Origin of the sequence: Mycolicibacterium chlorophenolicum, assembly GCF_001044235.1 — a bacterium.
Taxonomy (GTDB): Bacteria; Actinomycetota; Actinomycetes; order Mycobacteriales; family Mycobacteriaceae; genus Mycobacterium; species Mycobacterium chlorophenolicum.
In genome coordinates, this window is record NZ_JYNL01000023.1 from 303,169 (window position 1) to 321,846 (window position 18,678).

Genomic DNA, 18,678 nt, shown 5'->3' on the forward strand with positions numbered 1-18,678 from the left:
GAGTTCATGGGTTCTGTCATCAAGAAGCGTCGCAAGCGCATGTCGAAGAAGAAGCACCGCAAGCTGCTTCGCCGCACACGGGTGCAGCGCAGAAAACTCGGCAAGTAGTCGCGACGCGCCCGTAGGGTGTCGGAGATGGATGCTGGAGGCACCTCGGGCGGATCTGACGGGCTGAACTACCCGAAGGTCGTGCTCGTCACGGGAGCCTGCCGATTCCTCGGCGGCTACCTGACGGCCCGACTGGCGCAGAACCCGCTGATCAATCACGTGATCGCGGTCGACGCGATCGCCCCGAGCAAGGACCTGTTGCGCCGGATGGGGCGCGCGGAGTTCGTCCGCGCCGACATCCGGAACCCGTTCATCGCCAAGGTGATCCGCAACGGGGATGTCGACACCGTGGTGCACGCCGCGGCCGCGTCGTATGCGCCCCGCTCCGGCGGCCGGGCCACGCTCAAGGAACTGAACGTGATGGGCGCGATCCAGCTGTTCGCCGCCTGCCAGAAGGCGCCGTCGGTGCGCCGGGTCATCCTCAAGTCGACGTCGGAGGTCTACGGCTCGACGTCGCGGGATCCGGTGCTCTTCACCGAGGCGCGCAGCCGGCGCAGACCGCCGGGCGAGGGCTTCGCCCGCGACAGCATCGACATCGAGGGCTACGCGCGTGGGCTGGGCCGGCGCAGGCCCGACATCGCGGTCACCATCCTGCGGCTGGCCAACATGATCGGGCCCGCGATGGACACCGCCCTGTCGCGGTACCTGGCCGGGCCCGTGGTGCCGACGGTCATCGGCCACGACGCCCGCATGCAGCTCCTGCACGAGCAGGACGCGCTCGGGGCACTGGAGCGGGCCACGATGGCGGGCAAGGCCGGCACCTTCAACATCGGGGCGTCGGGGATCATCATGATGAGTCAGGCGATCCGCCGATCGGGCCGGCTGGCGCTGCCGCTGCCGCGGTCGGCGTTGGTGGCGGTGGATTCGCTGTGGCGGGCCACCCGCAACAGCGAACTGGATCGCGAGCAGCTCGACTACCTCAGCTACGGCCGCGTCATGGACACCACGCGGATGCGTACCGAGCTCGGATACACGCCGAAGTGGACGACGGCCGAGGCCTTCGACGACTATGTGCGGGGACGGGGATTGAAGCCCATCGTGGATCCTCGCTGGGTTTCTGCTGTGGAGCATCGCGCTGTAGCGGCGGCTCAGCGGTTCGGACGCTAGACTCAGGGCTGCGCGTGGGGGCGGGGACACCCGGAGAAAGAGGGAAACGGAAACTGTGGCGGGAGAGTCGAAAGCGAAAGTCATTCCGCTGCACTCCAATTCGGGGCGTAGCGCGGCATCCCGGCGGGCAGCGGCCCAGCGGGTCGACCGATCGCGCCGACATCCCTCGCTGATCGGCGACGCCGACGGCCGCGCCACGGCCGAGGAGCTCGCCGCCGTCGTCCGCGACATCGACGCGCACCGCGCCGGTGGCGCGAGCACCGCGGGGGAGACGCCCACCGAACTCGCCACCCGGATCGCCGCCGTCGCCGACTTCATCCGCAAACGGATGACCGGCGACTACACCGTCGATGAGTTCGGCTTCGACCCGCACCTCAACAACGCAATCTTCCTTCCTTTGCTGCGGGTGTTCTTCAACAACTGGTTCCGGGTCGAGGTCAGTGGCATCGAGAACCTCCCCGAGACGGGCGCGGCTCTGGTGGTGGCCAACCACGCCGGCGTGCTGCCGTTCGACGGTCTGATGACCTCGGTCGCGGTCCGCGACCATCACCCCGCGCACCGCGACCTTCGCCTTCTGGCCGCCGACATGGTGTTCGACATGCCGGGCGTCGGGCAGGCCGCCCGCAAGGCCGGCCACACCATGGCCTGCACCGACGACGCGCACCGGCTGCTCGCCGCCGGGGAGCTGACCGCAGTGTTCCCGGAGGGCTACAAGGGCCTGGGCAAGGGCTTCAAGGACCGCTACAAGCTGCAGCGATTCGGCCGCGGTGGCTTCGTCTCGGCCGCGCTGCGCACCAAGGCGCCGATCGTGCCGTGCTCGATCGTCGGCTCGGAGGAGATCTATCCGATGGTCGCCGACGTCAAGCTGCTGGCGCGGCTTCTCGGCCTGCCGTATTTCCCCGTCACACCGCTGTTCCCGCTGGCAGGCCCGCTCGGCGTGGTCCCGCTGCCGTCGAAGTGGTACATCCAGTTCGGGGAGCCGATCGACACCGCCGGTTACGACGAGTCGGCCGCCGAGGACCCGATGGTCACCTTCGAGCTCACCGATCAGGTGCGCGAGACCATCCAGCAGACGCTGTACCAGCTGCTCGCGAACCGCCGGAACACGTTCTTCGGCTGAGCGCTCGCGCCGGTCAGTCCGCCTGGGCTGTTTGCTTGGCAACCATCTTGCGGAGTGCCTCGTCGCGCGCCGCGGCGATCCGGTCGCTCACCTCGTCGGCCTCGGTGTCCGACTGCGCCTCGCCCATCACCGTCACCACGCTCGTCAGCACGGGTTCGCCCCGCTCGTCGGTGACCTCGCCGCGGACCTCGGTCACGACCGCGCCGTGCGATTCGGTCACCGAGTCCAGATATGAGTCGAAGAACAGCTTGTCGCCCGCCACGATGGGCCGGTGGAACTTGATCTTCTGGTCGCGGTGCAGCACCCGCTCCATGTTGATCGGCACGTCGAACTGGTTGAAGATCTCCAGCTGCACGCGCCTGCCGGCCACTGCGAGGAACGTCAGGGACGCGATCAGCGCGGCCTGGCCGCAGTCCTGCGCGGCCTCCTCGCTGTAGTGCGCGGGATGGTCGTCCTTGACCGCGCGGGCGAACTCGCGGATCTTCTCGCGGTCGACCTCGAAGTAGTCCGGATACCGGTAATGGGTTCCGATGATGTTCGCAGCGATGGCCATGCGGCGATAGTCTCCGTTGCTCGGCGGTGGCGGCGCGAGCCTATCAGCGCCGCCCCGGCTACTTCCTGTCCCGGCGCGACACCGCCGCGGCCAGCGCACCGCCGACCGCGCCCAGCGCCAGCGCCGACGGCACCCCGATGCGGGCCGCCTTGCGGGCGGTGCGGAAGTCGCGGATCTCCCAGCCCCGCTCGCGGGCCAGGTCGCGCAGGTCCGCGTCGGGGTTGATCGCCACCGCGGTGCCCACCAGCGAGAGCATCGGCACGTCGTTGAAGCTGTCGGAGTAGGCGGTGCAGCGGCGCAGGTTCAGTCCCTCCCGGATGGCCAGCGACCGGACGGCGTGCGCCTTGCCGGTGCCGTGCAGGATGTCGCCGACGAGCCGGCCGGTGAACACCCCGTCCACCGACTCGGCGACGGTGCCCAGCGCGCCGGTCAGCCCCAGCCTGCGCGCGATGGTGTCGGCCAGCTCGTAAGGCGTCGCGGTGACCAGCCACACCTGCTGGCCGGCGTCGAGGTGCATCTGGGCCAGCGCGCGGGTGCCCGGCCAGATCTTGTCGGCGATGATCTCGTCGTAGATCTCCTCGCCGAGGGCGACCAGCTCGGCGGTCGAGCGGCCCTCGATGAACGCCAGCGCCTTGCGCCGCCCCGCCGCGACGTCGTCGCTGTTCTCCCGGCCCGTCAGCTGGAACTTCGCCTGGGCCATCGCGAAGCGGGCCAGGTCCTTGTAGGTGAAGTACTCGCGGGCGGCCAGGCCGCGGGCGAAGTGCACCAGCGACGAGCCGTGCACCAGGGTGTTGTCCACGTCGAAGAACGCCGCCGCGGTCAGGTCGGGCGGCGGAGGCGGCGGCCCCGGCAGCTCCTCGGCCGGCTCGACGAGGCCCTCGGCGGCCACCGCGGCGCTGACCTCGCCCGCGACTTGCTGCGCCCGGCCGTCGGTCCCGACGCCCAAGCCCCCGATATCGGACACGGCTACAACAGTAAGTCACCTGGTCGCGATACTGGCGGGGTGGATCGCGCTGTGCAGTTGCTCACTCGCCAGGGATGTCCGATGTGCCAGGCCGCCGCGACGCGGCTGGCCGAACTGGGCGACGAGCTCGGATTCCGGCTGACCGTGACCGACGTGGACGAGGCCGCCGCAGCCGGTGACGTCGCACTTCGCGCCGAGTTCGGCGACCGGCTGCCCGTCGTGCTCCTCGACGGCGCCGAACACAGCTACTGGGAGGTCGACGAGGCCCGGCTGCGGGCCGATCTGGCCGGCTGAGCAAATTTGGAAGGCCAGCTGGTGAACGACTACCTTGGTGGGGTGGTGAGGAAGCCGTGAGCGTACTGCTTTTCGGGGTTTCGCACCGCAGCGCGCCGGTATCCGTGCTCGAACAACTGAGCACCGACGAGGCCGATCAGGCCAAGATCATCGAGCAGGTTCTGCAGTCCTCACTGGTCACCGAAGCCATGGTGCTGTCGACCTGCAACCGGGTGGAGATGTACGCGGTCGTCGAGGCGTTCCACGGCGGTCTGTCGGTGATCGGTCAGGTGCTCAGCGAGCACTCCGGTATGTCGCTGCAGGATCTGACCAGGTACGCCTACGTCCGCTACGCCGAAGCCGCGGTCGAGCACCTGTTCGCCGTCGCCAGCGGGCTGGACTCGGCCGTGGTCGGCGAGGCCCAGGTGCTGGGCCAGGTGCGGCGGGCCTACGCGACCGCCGAGACCAACCACACCGTCGGGCGCACCCTGCACGAGCTGTCCCAGCGGGCCCTGTCGGTCGGCAAGCGGGTGCACTCCGAGACCGGCATCGACGCCGCCGGCGCGTCCGTGGTCTCCGTCGCACTTGACATGGCCGAGGCCCGGATCGGCTCGCTGGCCGGGCGGTCCGCGGTGGTCGTGGGCGCCGGGTCGATGGGCGCCCTGGCCGCCCGGCAGCTGATGCGCGCCGGGATCGAACGCATCCACGTGGTGAACCGCTCACTGCCGCGCGCCAAACGGCTCGCCGAGAACATCCGCGGCCACGGCGTCACCGCCGAGGCCTACCCGTTCGACCACCTGCCGCCGCTGCTCACCGACGCCGATGTGGTGGTCAGCTGCACCGGCGCGGTGCGTCCGGTGGTGTCGCTGGCCGACGTGCACCGCGGCCTGGCCCAGCGGCTCGGCAACAGCAAGCAGCTGGTGATGTGCGATCTCGGCATGCCCCGCGACATCGACCCCGCGGTGGCCGGGCTGCCCGGGGTGTACGTGATCGACATGGAGCGGATCCTGCGGGAACCGACCGCGCGCGCCGCCACCTCCGACGCCGAGGCCGCCCGCTCGATCGTCGCCGCCGAGGTCGCCGACTACCTGGCCGGCCAGCGGATGGCGGAGGTCACCCCGACGGTCACCGCGTTGCGCCAGCGCGCCGCCGACGTCGTCGAGGCCGAACTCCTGCGGCTGGACAACCGGTTGCCCGGGCTGGACTCTGCGCACCGCGACGAGGTCGCCAAGACGGTGCGCCGCGTCGTCGACAAACTCCTGCACGCGCCGACCGTGCGCGTCAAACAGCTGGCCAGCGCGCCCGGCGGGGACAGCTACGCCGAGGCGCTGCGCGAACTCTTCGAACTCGACCAGCACGCCGTCGACGCGGTCGCCGGAAGCGAGCTGGGGGCCGTCGCGGTGGGTGAGATCCCCTTGCTGACAACCGATCTCGACAGCACCGAGTGATCCGCATCGGCACGCGGGGCAGTCTGTTGGCCACCACCCAGGCCGGTTCCATCCGCGACGCGCTCATCGCCGCCGGGCACGACGCCGAACTCGTGATCGTCTCCACCGACGGCGATCGGTCGCAGGCGCCGATCGCCGACATCGGCGTCGGGGTGTTCACCGCCGCACTGCGCGAAGCCATCGCCGACGGCACCGTCGACATGGCGGTGCACTCCTACAAGGATTTGCCGACCGCACCCGATCCACGGTTCGTCATCGCCGCGATCCCGGTGCGCGAGGACGCCCGCGACGCGCTGGTGGCCCGGGACGGGATGGTGCTCGGAGAGTTGCCCACCGGTTCGGTGATCGGCACCTCGTCCCCGCGACGGACCGCGCAGCTTAGAGCACTGGGTCTCGGTTTGGAAATCCGCCCCCTACGAGGCAACCTAGATACCAGGTTGAACAGGGTAAGCAGCGGTGTTCTCGACGCCGTCGTGGTCGCCCGAGCGGGATTGGCCCGCATCGGTCGCCTCGACGCCGTCACCGAGACGCTGGAACCGGTACAGATGTTGCCGGCGCCGGCTCAAGGTGCGTTGGCAGTCGAGTGCCGTGCCGGTGACTCCGGCCTGGCCGAACTGTTGGCGGAACTCGATGACGCCGACACCCGGGCCGCGGTCATCGCAGAGCGGACCCTGCTCGCCGAACTGGAGGCGGGTTGCTCCGCACCGGTGGGCGCGATCGCCGAGGTGGTCGAGTCGATCGATGAGGACGGCCGCGTCTTCGAAGAGCTGTCGCTGCGCGGCTGCGTGGCGACGCTGGACGGATCCGACGTGATCCGGGCGTCCGGTATCGGAACACCCGAGCGGGCACGGGAGCTGGGGCTCTCGGTGGCCGCGGAACTGTTCGAGCTGGGAGCACGGGACCTGTTGGACGAACGCGGGAGAGGTACATGACTCGCCAGATGACCTTGCGAGGACGCAAGGGCAAGCCCGGCCGCATCACGTTCGTCGGCTCCGGGCCCGGGGATCCGGGCCTGCTGACGACGCGCGCCCGTGCTGTGTTGGCCAACGCCGCCCTCGTCTTCACCGACCCCGACGTACCGGAAGCGGTGCTCGCCCTCGCGGGTTCAGAGCTGCCACCGCCGTCGGGACCCGTTCCGGCGGCCGGCGCCCCGGAGGCTGCGGCCACCGACGCCGCGCCCGCGAAGGCGGCCGAACCCGTCATCCCCGGCGGCCCGGACATCCGGCCCGCGCTCGGCGACCCGGCCGAGGTCGCCAAGACGCTGGCCACCGAGGCCCGCACCGGGGTCGACGTGGTCCGCCTCGTGGCCGGTGACCCGCTGTCGATCGACGCGGTGATCACCGAGATCAACGCGCTGGCCCGCACGCAGCTGACGTTCGAGATCGTTCCCGGTCTGCCCGACACGTCGGCCGTGCCGACCTATGCGGGACTGCCGCTGGGGTCGTCGCACACCGTCGCCGACGTCCGCGACCCGAACGTGGACTGGGCCGCACTGGCCGCCGCGCCCGGGCCGCTGATCCTGCACGCGACCGCCTCGCATCTGCCCGAGGCGGCACGCACACTGATCGAGTACGGGCTGGCCGACAGCACCCCCGCGGTCGTCACCGCCAACGGCACCACGTGCCAGCAGCGTTCGGTGGAGACCACGCTCGCGGGTCTGCTGGACAAGGCGGTGCTGGACAAGCCGGCCGGTGTCGAGCCGTCGGGCCCGCTGACCGGCACGCTGGTCGTGACCATCGGCCGGACCGTGGCGAACCGCGCCAAGCTGAACTGGTGGGAGAGCCGCGCACTGTACGGCTGGACCGTGCTGGTGCCGCGCACCAAGGACCAGGCCGGTGAGATGAGCGATCGGCTCGTCGGCCACGGCGCGCTGCCCATCGAAGTGCCGACCATCGCGGTCGAGCCGCCGCGAAGCCCGGCCCAGATGGAAAGGGCCGTCAAGGGTCTGGTCGACGGCCGGTTCCAGTGGGTGGTGTTCACCTCCACCAACGCGGTGCGTGCGGTGTGGGAGAAGTTCAACGAGTTCGGCCTCGACGCCCGCGCGTTCTCCGGCGTCAAGATCGCCTGCGTGGGGCAGGCTACTGCCGACCGGGTGCGCGCCTTCGGCATCAACCCGGAGCTGGTGCCCACCGGTGAGCAGTCGTCGCTGGGTCTGCTCGACGAATTCCCGCCCTATGACGACGTTTTCGATCCGGTGAACCGCGTGCTGCTGCCGCGCGCCGACATCGCCACCGAGACGCTGGCCGAGGGGCTGCGCGAACGGGGCTGGGAGATCGAGGACGTCACCGCGTACCGGACCGTGCGCGCGGCCCCGCCGCCGGCGCACACCCGCGAGATGATCAAGACGGGCGGCTTCGACGCGGTGTGCTTCACGTCGAGCTCCACGGTGCGCAACCTCGTCGGCATCGCCGGCAAGCCGCACGCCCGCACGATCGTGGCGTGCATCGGGCCGAAAACCGCTGAAACCGCAGCCGAATTCGGGTTGCGTGTCGACGTCCAGCCCGAGGTGGCCGCGGTGGGACCGCTCGTCGAGGCGCTCGCCGAGCACGCCGCCCGGCTGCGTGCCGAGGGTGCGCTACCCCCGCCGCGGAAGAAGAGCCGCCGCCGCTGATCGACAGGACGGTCATGCCTTTCCCGAGTCATCGTCCGCGGCGGCTGCGGTCCTCCCCGGCCATGCGCCGGCTGGTCGCGCAGACCACGCTGGCGCCACGGCAACTCGTGCTGCCGATGTTCGTCGCCGACGGCATCGACGAACCACGACCGATCGCCTCGATGCCCGGCGTGGTGCAGCACACCCGTGAGTCGCTGCGCCGTGCCGCCGCCGAGGCGGTCGAGGCCGGTGTCGGCGGGCTGATGTTGTTCGGGGTGCCGCGCGACGAGGACAAGGATGCACGCGGGTCGGCAGGCACCGACCATGACGGCGTGCTCAACGTCGCACTGCGCGACCTCGCAGGCGATCTCGGCGACGCGACCGTGCTGATGGCCGACACCTGCCTCGACGAGTTCACCGACCACGGGCACTGCGGGATAGTGGACCGGGCGGGCAGAGTGGATAATGACGAGACCAACCGGCGTTACGTCGAACTGGCTGTGGCACAGGCGGATTCGGGGGCTCACATGGTGGGCCCGAGCGGCATGATGGACGGGCAGGTCGCCGCGATCCGGGCCGGGCTCGACGCCGCCGGGCACATCGACACCGCGATCCTGGCCTACGCCGCGAAGTTCGCCTCCGGTTTCTACGGCCCGTTCCGCGAGGCGGTGTCCTCGAGCCTGCAGGGCGACCGTCGCACCTATCAGCAGGAGCCCGGCAACGCCCGCGAGGCGCTGCACGAGGTCGACCTCGACATCGACGAGGGCGCGGACATCATCATGGTGAAGCCGGCGATGGCCTACCTCGACATCGTCCGGGCCGCCGCCGACCGCTCACCGGTGCCTGTCGCCGCCTACCAGGTGTCGGGGGAGTACTCGATGATCAGCGCGGCGGCCGAGCACGGTTGGATCGACCTGGACACCGTCGTGCTCGAGACGCTCACCGGCATCGTCCGCGCCGGCGCCGACATCGTGCTCACCTACTGGGCCGTCGACGTGGCCCGCCGACTCGCGTGACGGATCCGTCGGCGCCACCGGTACGCCCGCCCGATGTCGACACCGGCTTCTGGCTGTGGGTGGTCGCGCTGCCGTTGATGGTCGCGGGATATCTGGTGGACCTGCTCACCGGCGATCAGCGCGCGACCGGGTTGCTGCTGGCGATCAACGTCGTGTTCGTCGTCCTGCTGGCGGCCGTCGTCGTCACGTTCCTGATCCTGATGCGGCACGGCTATCGCTGGGCACGGACCTCCCTGACCGGCGGCGCGATCGCGACGGTCGTCTACTCGGTGAGCGACCTGTTCACCGTCGACCGGCACGAGATCCCAGCGCTGGGCTATGCCGCGGCGGTGATCATCGGGTCGGTGCTGATCGGCGGCGGAACCTATCTGCTGCACCGCAAGGACGCCCACGACTTCTTCACCCGCTGATTGGCTACGCTGACCCCGATGCCGACCCACTCCCGCCCGCGCCTCGTCGACGCCGCGTTCTGGTGTTTCGTCGGCGGCGCGGTGATCATGATCGTCGGCGGGCTGCTCGCGGCGACGGCCACGTACGACGCGGCGCGCGCGGCCATCCCGTCCGAGATGAGCGACGACCGGGTGCGCAGCTACCTCACCGTCTACCGCCTGACTGGCATCGGAGCGGTGCTGGCGGCGGGGGCGCTGGCGTTCCTCGCGGGCCGGGCCCGCCGCGGTGACGGACGATTCCGGTTCGCACTGCTCGGTATGGCATTCGCCCTGGTCGCCGTCGTGCTGTTGATGGCGATCGGGGTCGGGGTGGCCCAGCCGCTCATCCTGCTGGGGCTGCTGCCCGTTCTGGTCGGCGCGGCGCTGATGACCCGGCCTGCGGCACGGGCGTGGTACGACCAGGTGGGCGGGGGTGTGGCATGACCGAACCCGTCGCCACCGGGCCGGCCACGGAGCCCCTGTTCGCCGAACAGGGCGCCAGTTGGCTGTGGGTGCTCGCCGGGCCTGCGGCCGGCATCTCGATGGCCCTGATCCAGTTGTCGGCGGGCTACGGCATCCAGTGGGTGGTCCCGGGCGCCTTCTTCGTGCTGGTATCGGGCTTCCTGGCGATCCAGGTCAAGGCCGCCCGCATCCACACCTCGGTCGAGTTGACCGCGGACGCGCTGCGCCAGGGGACCGAGACGATCCGTACCAGCGAGATCCTGCGGGTGTACCCGGAGGCCGAGGGCGCGGAGGCCCCGAAGTGGCAGTACGCTCGGGCGCTGGGCGAGCTCACCGGCGTCCCGCGGGGGCGCACCGGGATCGGGCTGAAGCTGACCAACGACCGCACCGCGCAGGCCTGGGCGCGCAAGCACGGCCAGCTGCGGGCCGCGCTGACCAACATCGTCGAGGAGCGCATCCCGCCGGAGCGCACGCCGTGACGCGCCGGCGCGCGGTCATCGAGCTCACGCTCGCGGTGCTCGCCGCGGTGGGCTGCGTGCTGAGCTGGCTGTCGGCGAGCAGGCAGGTCGTGGTCGCGCCCCTGCTGGAGGGGCAACCGTCGACGATGTCGGTGGTGTACGACACCCCGATGCTGACGCTGTCGCTGCTGCTCGCGACCGTCGCCGGGGTGCTGGCGGTGCTGGGCATCGCCCACCTGCGCCGCACCCCGCCCCCGTCTCCCGCGGAATAGCGTTCCTGGCTGCGCACCACCCCCTCATCACAGCCCTGGCTTCTCAACGGCCGCGGCGTGTGTCCCTCGCCACACCACTGTTGGTACAGAGTGCAAAATCTGTAACACTGTCGCTCATGACCGAGGTGGCGCAGCAGACCGAACCGCTCGACGACGCGTTGCCGCTGGGCCTCGGCTCCCTGGTGTGGAAGTACTTCGGCGACAACCGGATGTTTCTGATCGGGCCCCGCCCGGCCGTACTGCAGAACATGCTCGCCGAGCTCGGCCAGGGCGTGTACGACCACTCGACGTTCTTCGCCGACACCGCCGAACGCCTGCGGCGCACCATCCCGCCCATCTTCAACACCGTCTACGGCTCCGACGACGACAACGCGGGCACCCGGGTCCGCGACTTCCACCACCACGTCAAAGGCGAGATGCCCGGAACGGATCGCCGGTACCACGCGCTCGATCCCGACACCTACTTCTGGGCGCACGCCACCTTCGTCGAGCAGATCTACTACTTCGCCGACACGTTCGTGAAACGGCTGACCCCCGCCGAGCGCGAACAGATCTGGCTGGAGTCGAAGACGTGGTACCGCCGCTACGGCGTCAGCGACCGTCCGATGCCGGCCACCCATGCCGAGTTCGAGCAGTACTGGGACGCCATGATGGAGCGCGTGCTCGTCGCGCACCCGTCGGCGAAGTACGGCGTCGGCTACGTCACGAAGGGCTTCCCCAAGCCCAAGGCGGTGCACCCCTTGGTGTGGCGCATCGTCTCTCCGGTCTTCAACCCGCTTGCGGCGTTCCTGACCACCGGCGGGCTGCCGCCGCGCGCCCGCGACCTGTTGAACCTGCCGTGGAGCGCCCAGCAGGAGCGGCGCTATCAGCGCTTCGCGGCGCTGTGGCGGTCCCGGCCGGTGAACTGGCTCTGGGATCGCCTGCCGATGCGGGTCCGCTACAGCGGTTACGCGGTCAAGGGCTATGCCCGCGGCTGACGCCACCTCGCAGATCCTCGACGCCGCCGTCGTCGAGTTCGAGCGGCACGGCTTCCGCCGCGTCGCCCTCGACGACGTCGCCCGCCGCGCCGGGGTCAGCCGCACCACGATCTACCGCCGGTTCGCCAACAAGGACGAACTCGTCGGCGCCGTCATCGAGCGGGAGAACACCCGGCTGTTCGCCGACATCGCCGCCGAGCTCAAAGAGNTTCAGACGTGTGCTCTTCCGATCTAGTTCCGCGGCCACCGGGTGCTGCACCAGATGATCGTCGACGAGCCGGGGCTGGTCCTCGAACTCGCCGGGCGCTACCACCGGGCGGCCGTCGACCGGATGGCCGAGGCGTTGCGGGTCATCTTCCCGCCGGGCTTCGCCGAACGCATCGGCGCCGACGCGGTCGACGACCTCGCCGACTGCATCCTGCGCTACGCGGCGATGGTGCTGCTGCTGCCCAGTACCCAGCCCCTGGACACCCCCGACGATCTCCGCGCGTTCGCCCGCCGGCATTTCCTGCCGAGCCTGCCCATGGCGCTGCGTGGTGTGCCCGCCTGAATCGCGTCGCTGTTTCGTTGCTCACACTTTGGGGCAGTCGTAGGGCCATGAGCGCCGAAGAGAAGACCGAAGAGCGTCAGCAGGGGGACACCCCCAACGTCCAGCTCGACCACGTCACCGAACCTCCTGACGAGGATCAGAAGCTGACCGAGAAGCCCGAGGTCACCGAGGAACACAAGGAGAAGGCCAAGGAGATGGCCGAGGCCTACAAGACCGAGAATCTCCAGACCACCACATTGCCGGGCAGCAGTGGCACGGTCTCGGGCACCTCGGTCACCAACTGGGTCGACGACGAGGACAAGGGCAAGATCGAGACCAGCGCCGACATCGGCAACGTGGAGTACCGCAACACCGAGGAGTTCAAGAAAAAGCTCGAGGGGTAGCAGGGCGCTCGCGGGTCACCGCCCGCGTGCCTAGGCTGGGATCCTGTGACACCACTGGACCGGATCGCGCCCGCGTTCGTGGCGATGGCGCACTCCATCGTGTGGGCCTCGGTGGCCACCGTGGACGCCGACAGCAAACCGCGCTCACGCATCCTGCACCCCATCTGGGAGTGGGACGGCACTGATCTCTTCGGCTGGATCGCCACCGTGCCGAGCCCCGTCAAGCGGGCGCACCTCGCCGTTCACCCCGAGGTGTCGGTCAGCTACTGGACGACCACGCACGACACCTGCAGCGCCGAGTGCCTGGTCGAGTGGTACACCGACGACGAGACCCGCCAGGCGGTGTGGCAACGGTTCGCGACGGCGCCCGCTCCGGTCGGCTACGACCCCGCGATCATCCCGATGTGGGAGGACGGCCCGACCTCGGAGCAGTTCGCGGTACTGCGTCTGGCGCCCTACCGGCTGCGTGTGATGCCCGGCACCGTGATGACGGCCGGTGCCGGCGAGGTCCAGCAGTGGCACAGGACGTGACGGACGCCGCCGTGCGGTCGCTGCCCCTGGCGCCGCGCAACCCGCTGCCGCTGCGGGAGTTGGTGAAGCTGGTGCGGCGCCTGGACACCGGTCAGGAGGTCATCCGCGCCGCGGGTGGTCCCGTCACCCGGATCCAGTTGGGGCCGGCCAGGGTCGTCCCGCCGATCGTCGCGGTGATGTCCCCGGACGGGATGCGAGATGTGCTGGGCCGCAACGACGCAGCCACCGACCGCTGCATCATCCACGAGGAGGTCCGCGGGATGGCGGGCGACAGTCTCTTCGTGCTGCCCAACCAGCAGTGGCGGCCGCGTAAGCGGGCACTGCAACCGGTGTTCACCAAGGCCAGTGTGCGCAACTTCGGGGGCCACATGGCAAGGGCCGCACAGGCTTTCGTCGACCGCTGGCCGACGGGCGGTGAGGTGGACCTGGATGTGGAGTGCCGCCGGGTCGCGATGCAGTCGCTGGGCCGGTCGGTGCTGGGCATCGACCTGAACGAACGCGGCGACACGATCGCGCGGTGCATGCACGTGGCGTCGTCCTACACCGCCGACCGGGCACTGCGGCCGGTGCGCGCCCCGCGCTGGCTGCCGACCCGATCGCGGCGGCGGGCGAGGGAGGCGGTCGACGCGATGCGCACGATCACCGACGAGATGGTGGCGGCGTGCCGCGCCGACCCCGACCGGGACGCGCCGCTGGTGCAGGCGCTGATCGCGGCGAGGGATCCGCAGACCGACCGACCGCTGACCGACGCCGAGATCTCGAACGACCTGTTGATCTTCATGCTGGCCGGACACGACACCACGGCGACGGCGCTGACGTACGCGCTGTGGATCCTCGGGCACCACCCCGAGGTGCAGGAGCGGGTCGCCGCCGAGGCCGCTGCGGTCGGCGACGGCGAGTTGACGCCTGCAGACGTGTCGCGGCTCGGCTACACCGTGCAGGTGCTGCACGAGGCGGTGCGGCTGTGCCCGCCCGCCGCCGGGGTGGCCCGCGTGGTGACCCGCGACATCGAGGTGACGGGCTACCGGGTGGAGAAGGGCAGCCTGGTGGCGCTCGGTCTGTACGCGCTGCACCACGACCCGGAGCTCTGGCCCGACCCGATGGCCTTCGATCCGGACCGGTTCAGCCCGGAGAACGTCCAGGCGCGCGATCGCTGGCAGTTCCTGCCGTTCCTCGGGGGCGGGCGGCCGTGCATCGGCGAGCACTTCGCCCGGCTCGAGACGACGCTCGCGCTCGCGACGGTGATCCGGGCGATGACGGTCGAATCTCTCGACGACGACTTCGAGTGCGAGGTGCCGTTCACGACGGTCGCCAAGGGGCCGATCAGGGCGCGGTTGGTTCCGCGGTCCTAGGCGTCTGCCGCTTCGCGGACGCGGCGTGGGCCAGCCTCCGCTCGGCGCGCGCTTCCTGCCGTGCGGCGATGCGCCGGTGCATGCGCTCGAAGAAGCTGCCGGGGCGCGTCGTCGGCGTGTGATCGTTGCCGACCGAGAGGTCGGTCTCCTGGAGATCTGACACGGCACCTTCCGCCACGGCCGTCCCTTCGGCAGAGTCGGCGGCCGGGTCGACGGTGGCGGGATCGCTGGTGACTCCACCGACGGGGCTGTCGGCGTCGGTGGTCGTGGGTTCCTTCGCGAGGCGTCCTGCCGCGGCGGTCTCTGTGGCGGCAGGTTCGACGTCCGGTGAGATGGCGGCGGGCGGGTCATTGAGCAGCACGTATAGCGCGGCGAAAGGCGGAAAGCTGAGCGGTCCACCGACTCCCACGTAGTAGAAGTCGATGACCGGAGGGCTGAGCAATCCAGCCTCCAAGCTGCCGAGAACGGGATAACCCCCGTTCAGGAAGCCGTCGGTGACGCGCGCCGGAATGTCGACAACGGCGTTGAAGAGATCCACGGGATCGAGATTCAGTGCGGCTACCGCGACGTCCCGGAGAGCGACCAGCGTGGCGCCGAGGACATTTGCGAACGGACTGATCACCGACTGCACGGCGTGGAAAAGAAGTCGTGTGGAGTTGCCGATCACCGACTCGAGGACCTGCCCGGGGTGCACAAGGAATTCATCGATGAACAGCGGCGCAACGGCAGGATAGGAGCCGATCGAGGTCACGATGTTGATGAGCGCCTCGCCGGCGACTTTCGGGTAGAACGCGAGCGGCGCGGGAGCGGCGGTGAGTTGCACCGCCGTGCTGACGACGGAAAGTGGAGCGGGAGGCGGCGTGACCGGGCTGATGGCGACCATGCCGGCCGCGACCAGTGACACACCGGCGGTAACGAACGGGCGAAGTGCTGCTGCCTGCATGACGGCGATCCCCCTACGGAACCATCACACCCTGACTGCCGACGTTAGGGGTCGCGTGCACGGCGTCGACAGGGTCGAAGGTCATCCGCGCCGGCGCACCAACGCCTAACCAGATCAGTTGTCGGACCGAATCGCGCGCACATGCTTCGTGACTCCCGGCGACTCGCCGTCGGGTCGCGCCTTGCGCTCCGCGACCCGCTGACGAAGCTTGTCGAGAAGGGGGTGCTTGGCCTGGTATGTGCGAAGGCCCTGGTCCGGCGGCGCCGTCGCGGTTTCGGTCGGGGTGGTCTCAGCGTCTGCGGTGTCCGAAGCCTCCGCGACCGACTCGGCCTGCTCAGCCTGGAGATTTTGCTCGGCCTCCTGGTCCGGGCTGGATTGTGCCTTGTCGAGTCCCGGGTCTGCGGGCGTTGAATCGGTCTCGACCGACGCCGTCGCGTCCAGCATCACCGTCGCTGCGTCCGGAGTAGGACTCTCGTTGATTGGGCTGCTCGGAATGGACGACAACTGCCGGACTCGACCTCTGCGGTCGATGTTGGTACGTGCACCCCCAAGATCGCCGGAAATGACAAAGAGTGCGAATGTGGGAAAGCCGAATGGGCCAGCCGTAATCGCGTTGAACGGGCTGAGAAAGCCACCCCAGGATGCGGTATAACCGCCATTGAGAAAGCCGTCGGCGATTCGTGCCGGAACGTCCACGATCGCGTTGACGAGATCTGGCGGGTCGAGGTTCAGTACCGCCTGAACAATGTCCCGGACGGCAACGGCGGTCGCTCCCAGGGTGTTGAAGAGTGGATTGACCAACGTCTGTGCGGCCACGAGGACAAGCGGCAACAGATCTTTCGCCACCGTACGCAGGAGCAACCCCGGTTCTTCCCGCGCGAGGTCTAGAAGATAGGAGGCCGTCTGCTTGTTCTGCGAGACAAGGTCCACAACGTTGACGATCGCGGCCTCGAGGACCTGCCCGTAGAAGTCCAGCGGCTTCGGCGCCGCGGTGAGCTCCACCGCGGGGCTGGCGACTGGTATCTCGAGTGGTGTCGGTGCGACGGGCGTGACCGCGATGACGCTGGCCCCCACGAGGGCCACACTGGCGGTGACGTACGGACGAAGTGCTGCGTGCATGATGTTCCCCTCGGCTGACACCACACCCGTACAACCGCTGACGGTAGGGCCGGCGCCGAGACCGCAGACAGGGTCGAAGGTCATCCCCGCCGCAGCAGCACCGCCTGCTCGAACGGCAGCACGGCGAACAGCGGCCGCATCCAGCCGGTCACCGCCGGCGCGGCCTCGGCCTTGCTCACCACCCGGGGATCGGTGACGGGGAACGACCGCCCGTAACGGCGCATCGTCCCGCCGCCGGCGGCGGTGAGGTTCTTCAGCCAGTCGCGGTCGGGCCCGTAGGTCAGCAGCACGGCGATCCCGTCCCGGGTCGGGAACACCGTCAACGGTGTGCGGTACTGCGCGCCGGACCTGCGGCCGACGTGGGTGAGAATCCCCATCGTCGGGGCCCAGCCGGCCCAGAGCCGCTGGATCGGGTTGGTGACGTGGCGGTTGAAACGTGCCAGCCATTGCGGCAACTGCATACGGACATCACACTCTCCAGTTGTGGCTTATCTCAAGCCCCCGTGGTTCACGCGGCGGATCTTCAACCGCATCGCGATGGCGTTCGGCGTCGGCGGCAGCACGACGCTGACCGTGACCCGACGCGGGACGGGCACCTCTCAGCAGATCCCGGTGGTGGTGCCCGAGGTGGACGGCGTCCGGTACCTGGTGTCGACGCGCGGGGAAGCGGACTGGGTCAAGAACGTGCGGGCTCACCCGTCGGTCACCGTCGGTGACACCGCGTACATCGCCTCGGAGATCCCGGTCGCCGAGCGCGCGCGCGTCATCGCCGCGTACCGGCCGCTGGCCGGCGCGGTGGTCGAGAGCTACTGGCGCGCGCTGCCCGAGGACGCCGACCATCCCGTGTTCGCGCTCACACCCGTGGAGTGACCACTACACCCTGTTATGTACAGTTTCGGGTCGCACCGTCAGCGCCGCTACCAGGCGTTTTGTTGCCAAAATAGAACGTAGTAGCGAACTACAGTGGCCAACTGTAGTTTTATAACGTGAGAGCAAGTTTGCCGTTTCAGCCGATTGATCTGCGAGAAGAGCTGAACGATTGGCTCATCCAGTTGCGCGGTCAGCGCAAGTCGCCACGCACCATGGAGGGCTATTCGGTGGCCGTGCGAGCGTTTCTCCGGTGGTGTGAAGCCGAGGACATCCCTCAGGAACTGACCAAGGAGAAGGTCGTCGCCTTCATGGCAGCGCGAACAGGTCAGGCCTCTACCGCGCGCCTGCAACTAACCGTCCTAAAGTTGTTCGCGAAGTGGCTGGCAGGCGAGTATCCAGAGAAGTTCGACGCCACACCCGTGTTATTGATCAAGCATCCCAAGACGGATGAACGGGTTGTGCCCGACCTTTCCGAAGACGAGGTCCAGCGCATGATTAGGGCGTGCTCCGGGTCCGCTCTGCGCGACAAGCGGGATCGGGCATTGCTAGCCCTGTTCGCGGAGACGGGACTTCGAGCAGCCGAGATGTTGAGTCTTGACGTGGGGGATATCGACGTTGTGAACTGCATCGTGCATGTCCACCGGGGTAAAGGTGGCAAAGGTCGTCGGGTCAGCTTTAGCCCCGGGTGCGCCGCCGCTTTGAATACTTATCGAAAAGCGCGTCGTGCTGCCGGACTGACGTCAGATGACGGTCCGTTGTTCGTGAGCGAACGTGGCGGTCGGCGGCTGTCCTATACCGGACTGCGAGGAACCCTGGGGGAGCGCGCCGCCGACGCCGGGGTCGTCGGATTCCATGTTCATCGTCTGCGGCACAGCCATGCAGTGCGATGGATCGCGGCGGGCGGCTCGGAAGCGAGTCTGATGAGTCGGAGTGGGTGGTCGTCGCGCACACAGATCGACAGGTATGTGCGGGCCGCCTCGGAAAAGCTTGCGGCGCAAGAGTTCGAGCGGTTGAACCTGGGCGTCCTAGAGGCGTAATCCTTAGCACGCTACGGAATGTGTTGTGCGACAGTTGATTACCTGAGGATCCTGGTTGCCAGCGCTCGACGAAGCGCTGTAGTATCGCTGTTGTAACGGGCTCGGAGAAGTGTCAGC

24 protein-coding genes and 1 pseudogene are annotated in these 18,678 nt (G+C 69.1%); 20 read left to right on the forward strand and 5 right to left on the reverse strand.

Features of this window, described 5'->3' with window-relative positions:
• Window positions 1-6: 6 nt before the first annotated feature.
• From MCHLDSM_RS36025 to MCHLDSM_RS13630, 3 genes are read left to right on the forward strand one after another with little or no spacing between them, the layout of a single operon-like run.
• On the forward strand, window positions 7-108 hold the full coding sequence (locus MCHLDSM_RS36025; RefSeq protein ID WP_003402602.1) for a 30S ribosomal protein bS22: 102 nt from the start codon (window positions 7-9) through the stop codon (window positions 106-108).
• Between the two features lie 27 nt (window positions 109-135).
• Window positions 136-1,215: an SDR family oxidoreductase gene (locus MCHLDSM_RS13625; RefSeq protein ID WP_048418733.1), complete on the forward strand. Its 1,080-nt coding sequence runs from the start codon at window positions 136-138 to the stop codon at window positions 1,213-1,215.
• Window positions 1,216-1,270: 55 nt separating this feature from the next.
• The gene (locus tag MCHLDSM_RS13630; protein WP_048470548.1) at window positions 1,271-2,335 is read left to right on the forward strand and encodes a lysophospholipid acyltransferase family protein; all 1,065 of its coding nucleotides are present in this window, start codon (window positions 1,271-1,273) and stop codon (window positions 2,333-2,335) included.
• A 13-nt stretch (window positions 2,336-2,348) separates the two neighbouring features.
• Here MCHLDSM_RS13630 and MCHLDSM_RS13635 read toward each other — a convergent pair whose 3' ends face one another.
• Window positions 2,349-2,888 (reverse strand): FAS1-like dehydratase domain-containing protein, encoded by a 540-nt coding sequence (locus tag MCHLDSM_RS13635; RefSeq protein WP_048470549.1) that lies wholly within the window; start codon window positions 2,886-2,888, stop codon window positions 2,349-2,351.
• Between the two features lie 58 nt (window positions 2,889-2,946).
• The gene (locus MCHLDSM_RS13640; RefSeq protein ID WP_048470550.1) at window positions 2,947-3,852 is read right to left on the reverse strand and encodes an HAD family hydrolase; all 906 of its coding nucleotides are present in this window, start codon (window positions 3,850-3,852) and stop codon (window positions 2,947-2,949) included.
• Window positions 3,853-3,891: 39 nt separating this feature from the next.
• Between MCHLDSM_RS13640 and MCHLDSM_RS13645 the strand changes: the two genes are divergently transcribed.
• The 15 genes and pseudogenes from MCHLDSM_RS13645 (at window position 3,892) to MCHLDSM_RS13710 (ending at window position 14,592) form a co-directional block, all read left to right on the forward strand.
• Entirely contained in the window at window positions 3,892-4,146 is a 255-nt protein-coding gene (locus tag MCHLDSM_RS13645) for a glutaredoxin family protein (protein WP_048418729.1), read from the forward strand.
• Between the two features lie 56 nt (window positions 4,147-4,202).
• Window positions 4,203-5,573 (forward strand): glutamyl-tRNA reductase, encoded by a 1,371-nt coding sequence (locus MCHLDSM_RS13650; RefSeq protein ID WP_048470551.1) that lies wholly within the window; start codon window positions 4,203-4,205, stop codon window positions 5,571-5,573.
• Window positions 5,570-6,505, forward strand: a complete 936-nt coding sequence (gene hemC, locus MCHLDSM_RS13655) for a hydroxymethylbilane synthase (RefSeq protein WP_048418727.1) — start codon at window positions 5,570-5,572, stop codon at window positions 6,503-6,505. Before MCHLDSM_RS13650 ends, hemC begins: the two co-directional genes overlap by 4 nt.
• Window positions 6,502-8,184 (forward strand): bifunctional uroporphyrinogen-III C-methyltransferase/uroporphyrinogen-III synthase, encoded by a 1,683-nt coding sequence (locus MCHLDSM_RS13660; protein ID WP_048470552.1) that lies wholly within the window; start codon window positions 6,502-6,504, stop codon window positions 8,182-8,184. The genes hemC and MCHLDSM_RS13660 overlap by 4 nt, the downstream gene beginning before the upstream one ends.
• 14 nt (window positions 8,185-8,198) lie before the next feature.
• A complete protein-coding gene (hemB, locus tag MCHLDSM_RS13665; protein ID WP_048470553.1) occupies window positions 8,199-9,179 on the forward strand; it encodes a porphobilinogen synthase in 981 nt (326 codons plus the stop codon).
• A complete protein-coding gene (locus tag MCHLDSM_RS13670; protein WP_048470554.1) occupies window positions 9,176-9,589 on the forward strand; it encodes a hypothetical protein in 414 nt (137 codons plus the stop codon). The genes hemB and MCHLDSM_RS13670 overlap by 4 nt, the downstream gene beginning before the upstream one ends.
• An 18-nt stretch (window positions 9,590-9,607) precedes the next feature.
• Window positions 9,608-10,051 (forward strand): hypothetical protein, encoded by a 444-nt coding sequence (locus MCHLDSM_RS13675; RefSeq protein WP_174545674.1) that lies wholly within the window; start codon window positions 9,608-9,610, stop codon window positions 10,049-10,051.
• Window positions 10,048-10,548: a transport-regulating membrane protein Mce1N gene (locus MCHLDSM_RS13680; protein WP_048470555.1), complete on the forward strand. Its 501-nt coding sequence runs from the start codon at window positions 10,048-10,050 to the stop codon at window positions 10,546-10,548. Before MCHLDSM_RS13675 ends, MCHLDSM_RS13680 begins: the two co-directional genes overlap by 4 nt.
• A complete protein-coding gene (locus MCHLDSM_RS13685) occupies window positions 10,545-10,799 on the forward strand; it encodes a hypothetical protein (protein ID WP_048470556.1) in 255 nt (84 codons plus the stop codon). Before MCHLDSM_RS13680 ends, MCHLDSM_RS13685 begins: the two co-directional genes overlap by 4 nt.
• A 116-nt stretch (window positions 10,800-10,915) precedes the next feature.
• A complete protein-coding gene (locus tag MCHLDSM_RS13690) occupies window positions 10,916-11,776 on the forward strand; it encodes an oxygenase MpaB family protein (RefSeq protein ID WP_048470557.1) in 861 nt (286 codons plus the stop codon).
• On the forward strand, window positions 11,763-11,984 hold a 222-nt coding region (locus MCHLDSM_RS39270; protein WP_234713968.1), incomplete at its 3' end, for a helix-turn-helix domain-containing protein. The genes MCHLDSM_RS13690 and MCHLDSM_RS39270, both read left to right, overlap by 14 nt.
• Before the next feature lies 1 nt (window position 11,985).
• Window positions 11,986-12,326, forward strand: a pseudogene (locus tag MCHLDSM_RS39275) (TetR/AcrR family transcriptional regulator); the annotation flags it as partial.
• A 47-nt stretch (window positions 12,327-12,373) separates the two neighbouring features.
• Window positions 12,374-12,709 (forward strand): hypothetical protein, encoded by a 336-nt coding sequence (locus MCHLDSM_RS13700; protein WP_048470558.1) that lies wholly within the window; start codon window positions 12,374-12,376, stop codon window positions 12,707-12,709.
• 45 nt (window positions 12,710-12,754) lie between these two features.
• Complete coding sequence (locus tag MCHLDSM_RS13705; protein ID WP_109788813.1) at window positions 12,755-13,240, forward strand: pyridoxamine 5'-phosphate oxidase family protein; 486 nt, start codon at window positions 12,755-12,757, stop codon at window positions 13,238-13,240.
• Window positions 13,225-14,592: a cytochrome P450 gene (locus MCHLDSM_RS13710; RefSeq protein WP_048470559.1), complete on the forward strand. Its 1,368-nt coding sequence runs from the start codon at window positions 13,225-13,227 to the stop codon at window positions 14,590-14,592. Before MCHLDSM_RS13705 ends, MCHLDSM_RS13710 begins: the two co-directional genes overlap by 16 nt.
• Here the strand turns inward: MCHLDSM_RS13710 and MCHLDSM_RS13715 are convergent.
• The 3 genes from MCHLDSM_RS13715 to MCHLDSM_RS13725 form a co-directional block, all read right to left on the reverse strand.
• Window positions 14,564-15,475 carry a hypothetical protein gene (locus tag MCHLDSM_RS13715; RefSeq protein WP_131722637.1) on the reverse strand — a complete coding sequence of 304 codons (912 nt, stop codon included), beginning with the start codon at window positions 15,473-15,475 and terminating at the stop codon, window positions 14,564-14,566. The two genes, MCHLDSM_RS13710 and MCHLDSM_RS13715, sit on opposite strands and share 29 nt — an antisense overlap.
• Window positions 15,476-15,649: 174 nt before the next feature.
• On the reverse strand, window positions 15,650-16,738 hold the full coding sequence (locus MCHLDSM_RS13720) for a hypothetical protein (RefSeq protein ID WP_048470561.1): 1,089 nt from the start codon (window positions 16,736-16,738) through the stop codon (window positions 15,650-15,652).
• Window positions 16,735-17,115 carry a nitroreductase family deazaflavin-dependent oxidoreductase gene (locus tag MCHLDSM_RS13725; RefSeq protein WP_048470562.1) on the reverse strand — a complete coding sequence of 127 codons (381 nt, stop codon included), beginning with the start codon at window positions 17,113-17,115 and terminating at the stop codon, window positions 16,735-16,737. The genes MCHLDSM_RS13720 and MCHLDSM_RS13725 overlap by 4 nt, the downstream gene beginning before the upstream one ends.
• Before the next feature lie 22 nt (window positions 17,116-17,137).
• On the opposite strand from MCHLDSM_RS13725, the gene MCHLDSM_RS13730 reads away from it, so the two are divergent.
• Entirely contained in the window at window positions 17,138-17,524 is a 387-nt protein-coding gene (locus MCHLDSM_RS13730; protein WP_048470563.1) for a nitroreductase/quinone reductase family protein, read from the forward strand.
• Between the two features lie 116 nt (window positions 17,525-17,640).
• Entirely contained in the window at window positions 17,641-18,561 is a 921-nt protein-coding gene (locus tag MCHLDSM_RS13735; RefSeq protein ID WP_201780376.1) for a tyrosine-type recombinase/integrase, read from the forward strand.
• The last annotated feature ends 117 nt before the right edge of the window (window positions 18,562-18,678 follow it).